The following is a 13,472-nucleotide window of genomic DNA, read 5'->3' as shown; positions in this document are numbered from 1 at the left end:
CCATGACCCCCGCAGAGACGGCCGCAGCCGCCCACCAGATCACCGTACAGCCCAGCGGCCGGGCCTTTGCCGCACAGCCCGGCGAATCCATTCTGGCCGCGGCCATCCGCAGCGGCGTGGGCCTTCCCTACGGCTGCAAGGATGGGGCCTGCGGCTCGTGCAAGTGCAAGAAGCTCAGCGGCTCCGTGGCCCATGGCGAACACCAGTCCAAGGCCCTGAGCGCGGCCGAGGCCGACGCGGGCTTTGTGCTCACCTGCTGCGCCCAGCCGCTGACCGACGTGGTGCTCGAATCGCGCCAGGTGACCGATGAAAGCGCCTACCCCATCAAGAAGCTGCCGGTGCGCGTGTCCACGCTCACGCGGGTGTCGCACGACCTCATGCAGGTGCGCCTGCAGTTGCCCGCGGCGGACACGTTCCGCTACCACGCCGGCCAGTACATCGAATTCATCCTGCGCGACGGTGCGCGCCGCGCGTACTCCATGGCCAACGCGCCCCACACCCAGGCCGACGCGCCGGGGCTGGAACTGCACATCCGCCACATGGCGGGCGGGCGCTTCACCGACCACGTGTTCGGCGCGATGAAGGAAAAGGAAATCCTGCGTGTGGAAGGCCCCTTCGGCAGCTTCTTCCTGCGCGAGGACAGCCCCAAGCCCATCATCCTGCTGGCCTCGGGCACGGGCTTCGCCCCGATCAAGGCGCTGCTCGAACACATTCAGGCCAAGCGCATCGAGCGCCCGGTCACGCTGTACTGGGGCGGCCGCCGTCCCGGCGATCTGTACATGGATGGCTGGGTGCGAGAGCGCATGGCCACGATGCCCCAGCTGGCCTATGTGCCCGTGGTGTCCCATGCCTTGCCGGAAGACGCCTGGGCGGGCCGCACGGGCTTCGTGCACCAGGCCGTGATGGACGACCATGCCGACCTGTCGGGCCATCAGGTCTATGCCTGCGGCGCCCCCATCGTGGTCGACACGGCACGGGTGGTGTACAGCGCGGAACGCCAGCTCCCCCCTGATGAGTTCTATGCAGACGCCTTCACATCCGAGGCCGACAAGCACGGGGCGAGCGAACCTTCCGCCCAACCCTCTGGAGCCACCTCAGGCTGACGCGGTCCGGGCGCCAGCTTGCGGCAAGGAGCGCGCTCCCGTTGCGCGGCCTTTAGCGGCGCCAGCCCGGCCGGCCGTAATAGCCGCGCCCATAGCCGCCCCGGCCATAGACGCCGAAGAACCCGATGGTCGGCGCCACCACCACAGGCGGCGGCGCCACGTACACGGATTCGGTCTGGTAGTAGCCCGGCCCGCCGTAATAGCCGGACCCTGCGTAGTAGCCCGGGCCGACCGGGGCCACGACGCAGCCGGTGAGCAGGCTGGCGGCCACCGAAGCGGCGGCAAGGGTGATGAGGCGGATGGACATGGTGGCTCCTTGGTGCGGGGTCCGAGATGCCATTCAACGCCCCGAACCTTAAGCGGTCACTTCCACACGGTATCTCAGAAGTAACAACCGGTAATAGCCATCCGCCGGCTTTGGTGGATGGGCTTCAGCGCGACAGCGCACGGCAGGCCTCCGCACACCGGCGGCAAGCTTCGGCGCAGGCTTGGCAATGGGCCATGCCGTGCCGGGCGCATTCGTTGGCGCAGCTGTCGCACAGTCGGGCGCACAGGGCGCAGATCTCCGGCGCGTGGGCGCTTTCGCGGGCCATGGCGGCGGCGGCCACACGGCAAAGCGCGGCGCAGTCCATGTCCAGGGCGATGCACTGCACCATGCAGCGGGGCTCGGGCTCGCGAAGGCACGCGGCTGCGCAGTAGTCGCAGGCATCGGCACATTCGCTGCAGGCACGAATGCACTCGGCATAGCGCGATGCGGTCACGGTGTCGTGCGGGGCGGCCTGCGGCATGGAATGTCCTTTTTCCGCCGGTGCGGCGGCGCGTGATGGGGTGCAAACTGGGAAACGGCTTCGACGTTTATAGAAATGCCCCCTCGCGGGCCCTGTAGGACGGCGCTGCGACCTCGCACCGCCGGACCCCCTTTCAATTTTTTGCACAATGGCAGCATGAATCGCAGAAACCTCCTTCTCTCGGCCGCCGCCCTCGCCACGGCGTTTGCATCCCCGCTGGGCTACGCGCAGGATGCGCCGATCCGGCTGATCGTGCCCTACGCACCCGGGGGGCCGCTGGACGTCACGTCTCGCGCGCTGGCCGAGCGGGTGCGCGACACGCTGGGCACGGTGATCATCGACAACAAGGCGGGCGCGGGCGGCAACATCGGCGCCGATGCCGTCGCCAAGGCCGCGCCCGATGGCCTCACCATCGGCCTGGCCGCCACGGCGACACATGCCGTCAACCCCTGGCTCTACAGCCGCATGCCCTACGACGCGGCCAAGGACTTCGCCGGCATCACACAGATGGTGAGCGTGCCCAACGTGCTCGTCATCAATGCGGCCAAGGCGGCGGAACTCAAGATCAACACCGTGGCCGATTTGATCGCCTACGCCAAGGCCAACCCCGCCAAGCTGAACTACGGCAGCGGCGGCAACGGCAGCGCAGGCCACCTGGCGGGTGAAATGTTCAAGCAACGCGCCGGCATCTACGCCCTGCACATTCCCTACCGCGGTGCCAGTCCCGCGCAACTGGCGCTGCTGGCCGGCGAAGTGGATTTCAACATCGACAACCTGGCCGCCGCCGCGCCCAACATCCGCTCGGGCAAGCTCAAGGCGCTCGCAGTGACCTCGCCGCAGGCCAGCGCCATGCTGCCGGGCGTGCCCCCGCTGTCGGCCACGTTCAAGGGCTTTGCGATCGAGACGTGGTGGGGCCTGGTCGCACCGGCCGGCACGCCCAAGCCCGTCATCGCCAAGCTGAACAAGGCCTTCGTCGCCGCGCTCAATGCGCCGGAGACCAAGACGCGCTTCGCGGCCCTCATGGCCGAGCCCGTGGGCACCACGCCCGAGCAGTTCGATGCCTTCATGGCGTCGGAGCGTGCCAAGTACCAGCAGGTGGTGAAGGCTTCCGGCGCGAAGGTCGACTGACCAGGCCAGGGCCCGCAGCCACCCTCGGATCGAAACGGTTGCCGGCGCATACCCATCGTGCGCTGGCAGCTATATTTTCAATAGCAACTCGTTTCAGGCGGCAGCGCGGAACTGCCGCCGGTAGGCCGAGGGCGCAATGCCCACCGCCGCCGAGAAGTGCTGCCGCAGCGAGACGGCGGAGCCGAAGCCCGACGCCACGGCCACGGCATCGATCGACTGGTCGCCCCCTTCCAGCAGGCGCTGCGCCAGCGCGATGCGCTGGTTCTGCAGCCATTGCCCCACCGTGGTCCCAGTGGACAGGCGAAAGCGTCGCGTGAAGGTGCGCGGGCTCATCACGGCACGCTCGGCCAGCGCCTCCAGCGTGTGCGCCTCGTGCAGGTGTTCGCCCAGCCACTGCAGCAGTGGCGCAAGCCGATCCCCCCGCACCGAGGGCGCCACCGGCTGCTGGATGTACTGCGCCTGGCCGCCCTGCCGGTGCGGGGCCACCACCATGCGGCGTGCGGCGCAGTTGGCGGCCTCGGCACCGTGCTGCTGGCGCAGCAGGTGCAGGCAGCAGTCGATGCCCGCGGCGGTGCCGGCCGAGGTCAGCACCGTGCCATCTTCCACATACAGCACCTCGGGCCGAAGCGCCACCTGCGGGTAACGCTGCGCGAACGCCTGCGCCAGCGCCCAGTGGGTCGTGGCGGCGCGGCCGTCGAGCAGCCCCGCCTCGGCCAGCACGAACGCCCCCAGGCACAGGCCCACGATGCGCGCGCCCCGGCGGTGCGCGGCCCGCAGCGCCGCGAGCAGTTCGGGAGGCGCGGGAGCCAGGTTCTCGTGCCAGGACGGCACCACGACGATCTGCGCGCGCCGCAGCACCGCAAGGCTGTGCGCCACGTCGATGCCGAACCCGGCGGACGTGCGCATCGGGCCGGGCGCCACGCCGCACACGCGCAGCCGGTAGCGCGGTGCGCCTTGCGCCGTGCGGTCCTCGCCGAACACCAGGCAGGGCACCGAAAGATGAAAGGGGCTGATGCCGTCGAAGGCCACGACGGCCACGGTGTCGGGCGCGGGCTGGGAGATGGTGCGCATGATGGCCCGATTCTATCGATCGGTGTCGATCCAGCCACTTTCAGCGGTGGCGCGGAAAGCGAACAATCACCTCCGACCCTTCCGCCGCTTCAGGCAACCCCCCCTTCGAAAGGACTTCGAGAATGCCCTCCACCCCCACCCCTCCCCGCCGCGCCCTGGTCGTCATCGACGTGCAGAACGAGTACTTCGCAGGCGGCAACCTGCCCATCGAATACCCGCCGGTGGCCGACACACTGCCCAACATCGCCCGCGCCATGGACGCCGCTCAGGCCGCCGGCGTGCCGGTGGTGGTGGTGCAGCACACCGCGCCCACGGGCGCGCCTGTATTCGACAAGGCCACGGACCGCTGGCAACTGCATCCGGAAGTGGCGCGCCGGCCTGCCGACCACCGCATCGAAAAGCAGCTCGCCAGCGTCTTTGCGAACACCGACCTGGCCGACTGGCTGGCTGCCCGCGGCATCGACACGCTGACCGTGGTGGGCTACATGACGCACAACTGCGACGCCAGCACGGTGTTCGAGGCCGCGCACCGGGGTTTGGCCGTGGAGTTCCTGAGCGATGCCAGCGGCGCCCTGCCCTATGCCAATGCGGCCGGCCGCGTGAGCGCCGAGGAAATCCACCGCGTGTTCAGCGTGGTGTTCCACAGCAACTTCGCGGCGGTGGCGACCACCCGGGACTGGCTGGCGGCCGTGCAGGCCGGCCAGGCCCTGCCGAAGGGCGATGTGTATTCGTCGAACCAGCGCGGGCGCGAGGCCGCCTGAACAGTAGTGCAGTAGCGGCGAACACCGACCCGCCGGCGCTCCCTGCGGAGCGCGAGGGGGCCGCTCAGGGCCAGAAGGGCCCGAGCCGCTCGATGCGCTGCGACTGCACGGCGGCCAGGCGGGCGGGCTCGACGCGCCCGGGTGCGATCTCGGCCAGGGGCTGCAGCACGAAGGCGCGCTCGCTCATGCGCGGGTGGGGCACGGTGAGTTCCGGGGTGTCGATGCGCTCTTCGCCGTACAAAAGCATGTCCAGGTCCAGCGTGCGCGGCGCGTTGCGGTAGGGGCGCTCGCGGCCGGCCGCCTGCTCGACGGCTTGCAGGGCATGCAGCAGGTCAATGGCGGCCAGCGGGGTGGCCAGTTCGGCCACGGCATTCCAGTAGTCCGGGCCACCGGCATCCACCGGTGCGCTGCGGTACAGCGACGACACCCGCAACAGGCGGCTGCCGGGCCACCGCGCCATGGCATCGAGCGCGCCGAGCAGCGCTGCCCGCGCATCGCCCAGGTTGGCGCCCAGGCCGATCCAGGCGGAGACCGGGGTGCCTGGGCCGCCCGCCGGAAAGGACACCGCCGCCATGCCGTGCCCTGCCCCGTTCAATCGCCCGAAGGGCCGGACGAGGCCGCGGGGGCAGCGCCCTCGCCGCCACCACCGCCCGAAGGCTTGCGGCGGCGCCGGCGGCGCTTCTTGGGGGCGGCCTGGCCGTCGCCGGCCGGGTCTTCGCCGCCATCGTGTTCATGGTCCTGGCCGTCCTGCCCTTCCTGATCGCCCCGGGAGGGGGCAGCGGCCGGGCGGGCCTCGCCAGGGGAGGCTGCAGCGCCGTCCGCATCCGCCGCAGGCCGGGGCACGCGGCGCACGACGGGCTGGGCCTTGCGCTGGCGGGACTTCTGCTCTTCGCGGGCCTGGTCGATCATGTCGTCGCGGCGCATGTCGTCGGCGTGCTGGAACTCCTGCCACCATTCGGCCAGCGCCTCCTCGACCTCGCCCACATCGGCGCGCAGGCGCATGAAGTCGAAGCCGGCACGAAAGCGCGCCTGGGCCACCATGCTGTAGGGAGTGGAGCCCACGCGCTTGTCGAAGCGCGGCTGCATGACCCAGATCTCGCGCATGTCGGCGGCCAGCTTGCCGCGGCCCGACACGTCGCCGATGCGCCGCTCGAACACGTCGTCGATGGCGTCCTGCAGCGCGGGAAACGGCTGCTCGCGCTGCGCGATGCGCCGGTCCCAGCCGGTCTTCACGTCCTGCCACAGCACGCAGGCCAGCAGGAAGCTCGGCGCCACGGGCTTGCCCTCGCCCACGCGGCGGTCGGTGTCGGCCAGGGCGGCGCTCACGAAGGAGGAATCAGCGCGCTCGACCACCACGTCCAGCAGCGGGTAGATGCCGGTCGCCATGCCCAGCTTCTTGAGCTGCGCGATCGTGGCCAGCGCGTGGCCCGTCTGCAGCAGCTTGAGCATTTCGTCGAACATGCGGCTTTGCGGCACGTCGGCCAGCAGCGCCTGCGACTCGATCAGCGGGCCGGCCGTCTTGGGCTCGATGGTGAAGCCCAGGCCCGCGAGCTTGGCCGCGAAACGCACGGCCCGGATGATGCGCACCGGGTCTTCGCGGTAGCGCGTGGCCGGGTCGCCGATCATGCGCAGCAGCTTTTTCTTCGCGTCCTGGATGCCCTTGTGGTAGTCCACCACGACCTGCGTTTCGGGGTCGTAGTACATCGCGTTGACGGTGAAGTCGCGCCGCGTGGCGTCTTCGTCCTGCGGGCCCCAGACGTTGTCGCGCAGCACGCGGCCGCTGGCGTCCACGGCGTGCTGCATGCCCACCAGCTGCTGCTTGCTGGTCTTTTCGTTGCCGCTCACCTGCTGCTCGATGGCGGTGTTGTCCAGGTAGGCGCGGAAGGTGGAGACCTCGATGACCTCGTGCTCACGGCCGCGGCCGTGCACCACGTGCACGATGCGAAAGCGCTTGCCGATGATGAAGGCGCGGCGGAACAGGCCCTTGACCTGCTCGGGCGTGGCGTTGGTGGCCACGTCGAAGTCCTTGGGCCGCAGGCCCAGCAGCAGGTCGCGCACGGCGCCGCCCACGATGTAGGCCTCGTAGCCCGCCGCCTTGAGCGTGCGCACCACGTCGGCCGCGCGGCGGTCCACCAGTTCGGGGTTGATGCCGTGCACCGAGGCGGGCACTTCCTCGCGCTTGCCGAAGCGGTTCTTTCCGCGGCCGGCGCCGGGGGCGCCCTTGCCCAGCAGTTTGTCGATGAACTTCTTGATCATGGTTGGGTGGGAAAGAGATCCAATATGCGCCAGCCACGCTGCTGCGCGAGCGCCCGCAGGCGGGGGTCGGGGTTGGTGGCCACCGGGTGATCGACGGTTTCGAGCAGCGGCACATCGTTCATGGAGTCGCTGTAGAACGTGCTCTCCACGCCGCTCCAGGCCAGGCCGCGCGCCGCCAGCCATTCTTCCATGCGCCGCACCTTGCCTTCGCGCATGGTCGGCGTGCCCTCGATGGCGCCGGTGTACCAGCCCTGCGCGTCGCGCGCAAGGCCCATGGAGAGCAGCTCGTCCACACCCAGCGCCTGGGCGATGGGGCCGGTCACGAACTCGTTGGTGGCCGTGATGATGACCACCTGGTCACCCGCCGCCTGGTGCTGGCGCACCAACTCCAGCGCCTGCGGATGGATGGCGGGCCCGATCACCTCGCGCATGAACTGCGCATGCGCCGCCGCGGCGGCCTCGGGCCCGCGCTGGCGCACGGCCTCGATGGCAAAGCGCACGTAGTCGTGCACGTTCAGCGTGCCGGCCTGGTAATGGGCGTAGAACTCGTCGTTGCGGCGGCCGAACTCGACCGGGTCGTTCCAGCCGATGCGGATGGTGAACTCGCCCCACTCGTAGTCGGAGTCGAGCGGCAGCAGCGTGTGGTCGAGGTCGAACAGGGCCAGCCGAGGGCGTTGCGCCGGGGGTTCAGGGTTCATGCGGTGTGGTGTATGGGAAAAGGGGCGGGCGAAGGGGAGGAAAGCCGGCGGCGTGCGCCGCTATTCGGACTCCAGCATGGCCCGCAGCAGGGGAATGGTGATGGCGCGCTGGGTGCGCAGGGCGAAGCTGTCCAACTGGTCCAGCAACTGCATGAGGCTGCCCAGATCGCGCGAGAAGCGCTTGAGCATGTAGTCCATCACATCGTCGCCCAGGAAGATGCCGCGCGCGTCGGCCTCCTGGCGCAGCACGGCGCGGCGCTCGGCCTCGCCCAGCAGGTGCAGCTGGAAGATGTGGCCCCAGCCCAGGCGGCTGCGCAGGTCGTCGCGCAGCGGCAGGTCGGCCGGCGGCGTCTGGCCGGCGGCCAGCACCCAGCGGGGCTCGCCCACGGCGGGGCTGATGGCATTGACGAACCAGTTGAAGGCGGCGGCCTGCTGGGCCGTGTTGTACAGGTGCACCTCGTCCAGCAGCACGGCGGACCAGCGGTCGTCGAACGCCGTGGGCTCGGCCACCGAGGCATCGAGCCAGCCGACCGAGGCGCCCTGCTCGCGCAGGGCCTCGCGCACGGCCTCCAGCAGGTGGGTCTTGCCGCTGCCCGACTCGCCCCAGAGGTAGGTGGGCACCGGCGAGCGCAGCACCTCGACGGCGCCGTCGCCCACGGCCAGCCGCAGGTGCTGCAGGGCCGCCTCGTTGGTGCCAGCGAAGAACCGGGACAGCGTGGGCCCGGTGGCCAAGCCGATGTCGAGCGCGAGCTGCTTCATGCGCCGCGCCCCGGCACGGCGGCCCGCACGCGCCGCGCACCCGGGCCGCAGCGGCAGGCGCGGTGCGGGACGAAGGGCGGCAGTGGGGGACGAGGCGGCATGGAAGTGGGAATGGCAAAGGGCCGGATGGCAGGGCGCGCGGGACACGCCGGCGCGAATTTTAGTCTGCCGCGGCGACCCCTCCGGCCACGGCGCCACGGGCCACCCGCGGCCACGCCATCCGCCGGCCCTGCGGGGGCATTGGCGGGCCAGGCGGGCGGGGCCTTTAAAATCCGCCGCTCCAGCCCGCCGCGCGGGCCCACCAGCACTCACGAACCCTTCCATGAGCTCCTCCGACTCCTCCACCCCCATCTCCTACAAAGACGCTGGCGTCGACATCGATGCCGGCGACGCGCTGGTCGAGCGCATCAAGCCGCTCGCCAAGAAGACCATGCGCGAGGGCGTGCTGGCCGGCATCGGCGGTTTCGGCGCCCTGTTCGAGGTGCCCAAGCGCTACCAGGAGCCGGTGCTGGTGAGCGGCACGGACGGCGTGGGCACCAAGCTCAAGCTGGCATTCGAATGGAACATGCACGACACCGTGGGCATCGACCTGGTCGCCATGAGCGTGAACGACGTGCTGGTGCAGGGTGCCGAGCCGCTGTTCTTCCTCGACTACTTCGCCTGCGGCAAGCTGGACGTGGACACGGCCGCGGCCGTGGTAGGCGGCATCGCCCGGGGCTGCGAGCTGTCGGGCTGCGCCCTGATCGGCGGCGAGACGGCCGAAATGCCGGGCATGTACCCCGCCGGCGAGTACGACCTGGCCGGCTTTGCGGTCGGCGCGGTCGAAAAGTCCAAGATCCTCACCGGCAGGGCCGTGGCGGCCGGCGACGTGGTGCTGGGCCTGGCCTCGGCCGGCGTGCACTCCAACGGATTCAGCCTGGTGCGCAAGTGCATCGAGCGGGCCGGCGATTCAGCCCCCGCCACGCTGGACGGCAAGCCGTTCAAGCAAGCGGTCATGGAACCCACGCGCCTGTATGTGAAGAACGTGCTGGCCGCGCTGGCCAAGCACCCTGCGCCGCAGGATGCGGCATCGGCCGGCGGCATCAAGGCCCTGGCCCACATCACGGGCGGCGGCCTGCTGGAGAACATTCCGCGCGTGCTGCCTGAGGGCCTGGCCGCGCACCTGAGAGCCGGCAGCTGGCCGCAGACCGAGCTGTTCGCCTGGCTGCAGAAGACGGCCGGCATCGACGACATCGAGATGAACCGCACCTTCAACAACGGCATCGGCATGGTGGTGGTGGTCTCGGCGTCCGAAGCCGAAGCCACGGCCGCCACGCTGCGCTCGCTGGGCGAGACGGTCTACACGATCGGCACCATCGCCGACCGCGGCGACGGCGCGCCCGTGGTGGTGGGCTGACCCCCTCAGCCGCACCCCGCCGCCCATGATGGAGCCGCTCGCACCGCACGACGTTCCGCCCTCTGCCGCCGGCCCCGTGCGGGCGGCCCCCACGGCACCCGGCACGGCCCGTGCCGGCGTGCCTGCGGGCACCGCAGCGGCGGCCCCTTCCCAGGCCTTGGCCACGCCCCCCGCCCGGCCCCGCGGCGTGGTCACGGCCAGCTACGTGCTCATGGCTGCGGCCCTGCTGCTGGTGATGTGGCAGGGTCTGCTGCCCGGCCTGCTGTGCGCCTGCCTGGGGTTTCTGCTCACGCGCTGGCTGGCGCCGCGCCTCGCCTGGCCGCCGGGGCGCAGCGTGCACCGCCCGTCCGGCAGTGGCGCCACGGCGGGCCAGGTGATCGCGGCGGCCGTGGTCATGCTGGCGCCGCTGTCGCTCATCGTGCTGGCGGCCTCGCATTCGCGCAGCTACATCGTCGAGGCGCCGCAGCAGTACCGCGAACTGCTCGACTTTCTGGCCCGCACCGTGCTGGAGCTGCGCCTCAAGCTGCCGCCCGACATCGCCTCGCACCTGCCCGAGGGCGCGGTGGAGATCCAGCGCACCATCGCCGGCTACCTGGGCGCCAAGGCGGGCGCGCTGGCCATGGCCGGCCGCGCGTGGCTCAGCGGCCTGCTGCATGCCTACGTGGGCCTGCTGATCGGGGCCCTGGCCGCCGTGCGCACGCTGGACGGGGCCCGCGGACCGCTGGCCGAGGCGCTGTCGGCGCGCATCACCTGGTTCGGTGAGGCCTTCCGCCAGATCGTGGCGGCGCAGTTCTGGATCGCGGCGTTCAACACGCTGCTGACGGCGATCTTCCTGCTGGGCGTGCTGCCGCTGTGGGACCTGCAGCTGCCCTATACGCCCGCGCTGATCACGCTCACCTTCCTGGCGGGGCTGGTGCCGATCGTCGGCAACCTGCTGTGCAACGCGGTCATCACCATCGTGGGGCTGTCGGTGTCGCCGGCCGCGGCCATCGCCTGCCTGGCGTTCCTGATCCTGATCCACAAGGCCGAATACGTCATCAACGCCAAGGTGGTCGGCCAGCGCACCCACATGGGTGTGTGGGAACTGCTGGCGGTGATGTTCGTGGCCGAGGCGGTGTTCGGCCCGGCCGGGCTGGTGGCAGCGCCGCTGTTCTACGCGTACCTCAAGAAGGAACTGCAGGCAGCGCAGCTCGTCTAGTGCGTGTCATGCACTTTTCTCAGTGAGAGCAAAGCCGTGAGTAGCGTTTGCGGATGCCCCGCGAGCCGTACCCAACGGACGCCAGCGATGAAGAATGGAGCTTCGCGGCGCCCTATCTGCCCCTGATGGACCGGCACACTCCCCAGCGAGAGCACGATCTGCGGGAAGTCTTCAATGCCCTGCGCTGGCTGTGACGCGCGGGACCGCCCTGGTGGATGCAGCCCCATGGTCCCGCCGCCCTGGGAGGTGATCTATCAGCGCCGGCGCTGGTTGGACGCGGGTTGTTTCGAGGCGATGGTCTCGACCTGCGCTCCATCATTCGCGTAGCGCGGGGTCGCCAAGGCAAGCCCAGCGCCGTGGTGATGGATGGGCGCACGTGCAGATGAGCGCGGCAGCAAGGCCCACATGGCCTCGGACACGCGCCAGGCCGCGCGTTCAGGCAGATCTTCCAGGCAGCGCGGACTTGCGCCTGGCAGCGGAGCCCCGCCCTGCCACCCGCGCCTTCATCGCGGCCCGCCCCCCCCGCGCAAAGCCCATGTCACAGAACCGCCCCACGGGTTTGTGCCGAGCCAGCGCCTTCCACTCCAGCATTACGCTTGTCTGGCGCGCCACGCAGCCCGTGGGACGGCGTGCAGCGTCCCACGGCCCCAATTGCTTGCCTCCAAGGGTTCCCATGACCATCGCAAGAAAACTGGCCCTCCTCCTGCTGAGCGCCATTCTCGGCATCGCGGTGATGACGGCGTGGTTCCTGATCTCCGAGCGACAGCTCATCCTGCAAGAGCGCCAGACCGGCGTGCGCCAGGTGGTCGAGGCGGCGCACGGCATCGCTACGCACTTCCATGACCTGAGCACCCAGGGCGGACTCTCCGACGACGAGGCCCGCAAGCGCGCGGCCGCTGCCATCCAGGCACTGCGCTACAGCGGCAACGAATACGTCTGGATCAATGACATGCACCCGCGCATGGTGATGCACCCGGTGCGCCCCGAGTTGAACGGCAAGGACCTGACCGAGAACAAGGACCCCAACGGCAAGCCGCTGTTCATGGAATTCGTGCGCACCGTACAGGCCAGCGGCGCAGGCTTCGTGCCTTACCTGTGGCCCAAGCCCGGCAGCGAAGCGCCGGTCGAGAAGACGTCGTACGTCAAGGGTTTCGCGCCCTGGGGCTGGGTGATCGGATCGGGCGTGTACATCGACACGGTGAACGCCGCCATCTGGCAACGCGCCCTGGGGTTCGGCTTGGTGGCGGCGCTGCTGGGGGCTGCGCTGCTGGTGATAGGCACCTTGATATCGCGCAACCTGCTGCGCCAATTGGGCGGCGAGCCCGGGTACGCACGCACCATTGCCCGCAGCATTTCGGAGGGCGATCTGTCGGTGGCGGTGGACACGCGCCAGGGCGACCACTCCAGCCTGCTGCTGGACATGCAGACCATGCGCGATAGCCTGCACCGCATCGTGCAGCGCGTGCGCGACGGCACCGAGCACATCGCAGGCGCGTCGCAGCAGATCGCCGCCGGCAACCACGACCTGTCGGCCCGCACCGAATCGCAGGCCAGCGCGCTGGAGCAGACCGCCGCCTCCATGGAGGAGATGACCTCCAACGTGAAGCAGAACGCGGACAACGCCCGGCAGGCCAGCGTGCTGGCGCAATCGGCGTCCGACGTGGCGCGCCAGGGCGGCACGGTGGTGGACAAGGTCGTGCAGACCATGGGCTCCATCGATGCGTCGTCGCGCAAGGTGTCCGAAATCACCGGGGTCATCGAAGGCATCGCGTTCCAGACCAACATCCTCGCCCTGAACGCAGCGGTCGAGGCGGCGCGGGCCGGCGAACAAGGGCGTGGCTTCGCGGTGGTGGCCACCGAAGTGCGCAGCCTGGCGCAGCGCTCGTCCGAGGCGGCCAAGGAGATCAAGGCGCTGATCAGCCACTCCGCCGAGCAGGTGAAGGCCGGCACCCAGCTGGCGCAGGAGGCCGGCACGACCATGCAGAACCTTGTGGACAGCGTGCTGCGCGTGTCCGCCGTGATCGAAGACATCAGCCAGGCCAGCCGCGAGCAGACCGACGGCATCGAGCAGATCAACGAAGCCATCTCGCAAATGGACCAGGGCACGCAGCAAAACGCCGCCCTCGTCGAGCAGGCCACCGCCGCTGCCGCCTCGCTGCAGCAGCAGGCCAACGAACTCAAGCAGGTGGTAGCGGCCTTTCACCTGCACCGGGCCGCGGAAGGCTCGGAAGGTTCAGGGCAAGGCACGGCGCAGGCTGCGCTGCGTCGGCCGGGGCCGGCCCGTCGGCAGTTGAACTGACGCCAGCGCTCGCTG

The 13,472-nt window shown here is 70.1% G+C and carries 13 protein-coding genes and 1 pseudogene; 7 read left to right on the top strand and 7 right to left on the bottom strand.

Features of this window, described 5'->3' with window-relative positions:
• Nucleotides 1-2 precede the first annotated feature (2 nt).
• Nucleotides 3-1,103 carry a CDP-6-deoxy-delta-3,4-glucoseen reductase gene (locus R1Z03_RS13930; RefSeq protein WP_317351849.1) on the top strand — a complete coding sequence of 367 codons (1,101 nt, stop codon included), beginning with the start codon at nucleotides 3-5 and terminating at the stop codon, nucleotides 1,101-1,103.
• A 52-nt stretch (nucleotides 1,104-1,155) separates the two neighbouring features.
• Here the strand turns inward: R1Z03_RS13930 and R1Z03_RS13925 are convergent, their stop codons facing one another.
• The gene (locus R1Z03_RS13925) at nucleotides 1,156-1,410 is read right to left on the bottom strand and encodes a hypothetical protein (protein ID WP_317351846.1); all 255 of its coding nucleotides are present in this window, start codon (nucleotides 1,408-1,410) and stop codon (nucleotides 1,156-1,158) included.
• A gap of 124 nt (nucleotides 1,411-1,534) precedes the next feature.
• Entirely contained in the window at nucleotides 1,535-1,891 is a 357-nt protein-coding gene (locus tag R1Z03_RS13920; RefSeq protein WP_317351843.1) for a four-helix bundle copper-binding protein, read from the bottom strand.
• A gap of 156 nt (nucleotides 1,892-2,047) precedes the next feature.
• Between R1Z03_RS13920 and R1Z03_RS13915 the strand changes: the two genes are divergently transcribed.
• Nucleotides 2,048-3,019 carry a tripartite tricarboxylate transporter substrate binding protein gene (locus R1Z03_RS13915; protein ID WP_272564462.1) on the top strand — a complete coding sequence of 324 codons (972 nt, stop codon included), beginning with the start codon at nucleotides 2,048-2,050 and terminating at the stop codon, nucleotides 3,017-3,019.
• Nucleotides 3,020-3,112: 93 nt separating this feature from the next.
• Here R1Z03_RS13915 and R1Z03_RS13910 read toward each other — a convergent pair whose 3' ends face one another.
• Nucleotides 3,113-4,090, bottom strand: coding sequence for a helix-turn-helix domain-containing protein (locus R1Z03_RS13910; RefSeq protein ID WP_317351839.1), 978 nt, complete (start codon nucleotides 4,088-4,090; stop codon nucleotides 3,113-3,115).
• Nucleotides 4,091-4,212: 122 nt separating this feature from the next.
• Here R1Z03_RS13910 and R1Z03_RS13905 point away from each other — a divergent pair, with 122 nt between their 5' ends.
• Nucleotides 4,213-4,851, top strand: a complete 639-nt coding sequence (locus tag R1Z03_RS13905; protein WP_317351836.1) for a cysteine hydrolase family protein — start codon at nucleotides 4,213-4,215, stop codon at nucleotides 4,849-4,851.
• Nucleotides 4,852-4,915: 64 nt separating this feature from the next.
• On the opposite strand, the gene folK is transcribed toward R1Z03_RS13905, so the two are convergent.
• From folK to hda, 4 genes are read right to left on the bottom strand one after another with little or no spacing between them, the layout of a single operon-like run.
• Nucleotides 4,916-5,425, bottom strand: coding sequence for a 2-amino-4-hydroxy-6-hydroxymethyldihydropteridine diphosphokinase (gene folK, locus R1Z03_RS13900; RefSeq protein ID WP_317351833.1), 510 nt, complete (start codon nucleotides 5,423-5,425; stop codon nucleotides 4,916-4,918).
• 17 nt (nucleotides 5,426-5,442) lie between these two features.
• Nucleotides 5,443-7,107 (bottom strand): polynucleotide adenylyltransferase PcnB, encoded by a 1,665-nt coding sequence (gene pcnB / locus R1Z03_RS13895; RefSeq protein ID WP_317351830.1) that lies wholly within the window; start codon nucleotides 7,105-7,107, stop codon nucleotides 5,443-5,445.
• Nucleotides 7,104-7,805, bottom strand: a complete 702-nt coding sequence (locus tag R1Z03_RS13890) for an HAD family phosphatase (protein ID WP_272564467.1) — start codon at nucleotides 7,803-7,805, stop codon at nucleotides 7,104-7,106. Before R1Z03_RS13890 ends, pcnB begins: the two co-directional genes overlap by 4 nt.
• Nucleotides 7,806-7,865: 60 nt before the next feature.
• Entirely contained in the window at nucleotides 7,866-8,564 is a 699-nt protein-coding gene (hda, locus tag R1Z03_RS13885; protein WP_272548576.1) for a DnaA regulatory inactivator Hda, read from the bottom strand.
• Between the two features lie 322 nt (nucleotides 8,565-8,886).
• Here hda and purM point away from each other — a divergent pair, with 322 nt between their 5' ends.
• The 4 genes and pseudogenes from purM (at nucleotide 8,887) to R1Z03_RS13865 (ending at nucleotide 13,457) form a co-directional block, all read left to right on the top strand.
• Nucleotides 8,887-9,960, top strand: coding sequence for a phosphoribosylformylglycinamidine cyclo-ligase (purM, locus tag R1Z03_RS13880; protein WP_317351825.1), 1,074 nt, complete (start codon nucleotides 8,887-8,889; stop codon nucleotides 9,958-9,960).
• A 211-nt stretch (nucleotides 9,961-10,171) separates the two neighbouring features.
• Nucleotides 10,172-11,158, top strand: a complete 987-nt coding sequence (locus R1Z03_RS13875; RefSeq protein ID WP_372588278.1) for an AI-2E family transporter — start codon at nucleotides 10,172-10,174, stop codon at nucleotides 11,156-11,158.
• A 53-nt stretch (nucleotides 11,159-11,211) separates the two neighbouring features.
• Nucleotides 11,212-11,535: pseudogene (locus R1Z03_RS13870) on the top strand (transposase); the annotation flags it as partial.
• A 296-nt stretch (nucleotides 11,536-11,831) separates the two neighbouring features.
• Nucleotides 11,832-13,457: a methyl-accepting chemotaxis protein gene (locus R1Z03_RS13865; protein ID WP_317351820.1), complete on the top strand. Its 1,626-nt coding sequence runs from the start codon at nucleotides 11,832-11,834 to the stop codon at nucleotides 13,455-13,457.
• Nucleotides 13,458-13,472: the final 15 nt, after the last annotated feature.

The organism is Acidovorax sp. BLS4, assembly GCF_032929295.1.
In the GTDB taxonomy this organism is placed as follows: domain Bacteria; phylum Pseudomonadota; class Gammaproteobacteria; order Burkholderiales; family Burkholderiaceae_C; genus Paracidovorax.
This window is presented reverse-complemented; position numbering and strand designations above follow the sequence as displayed.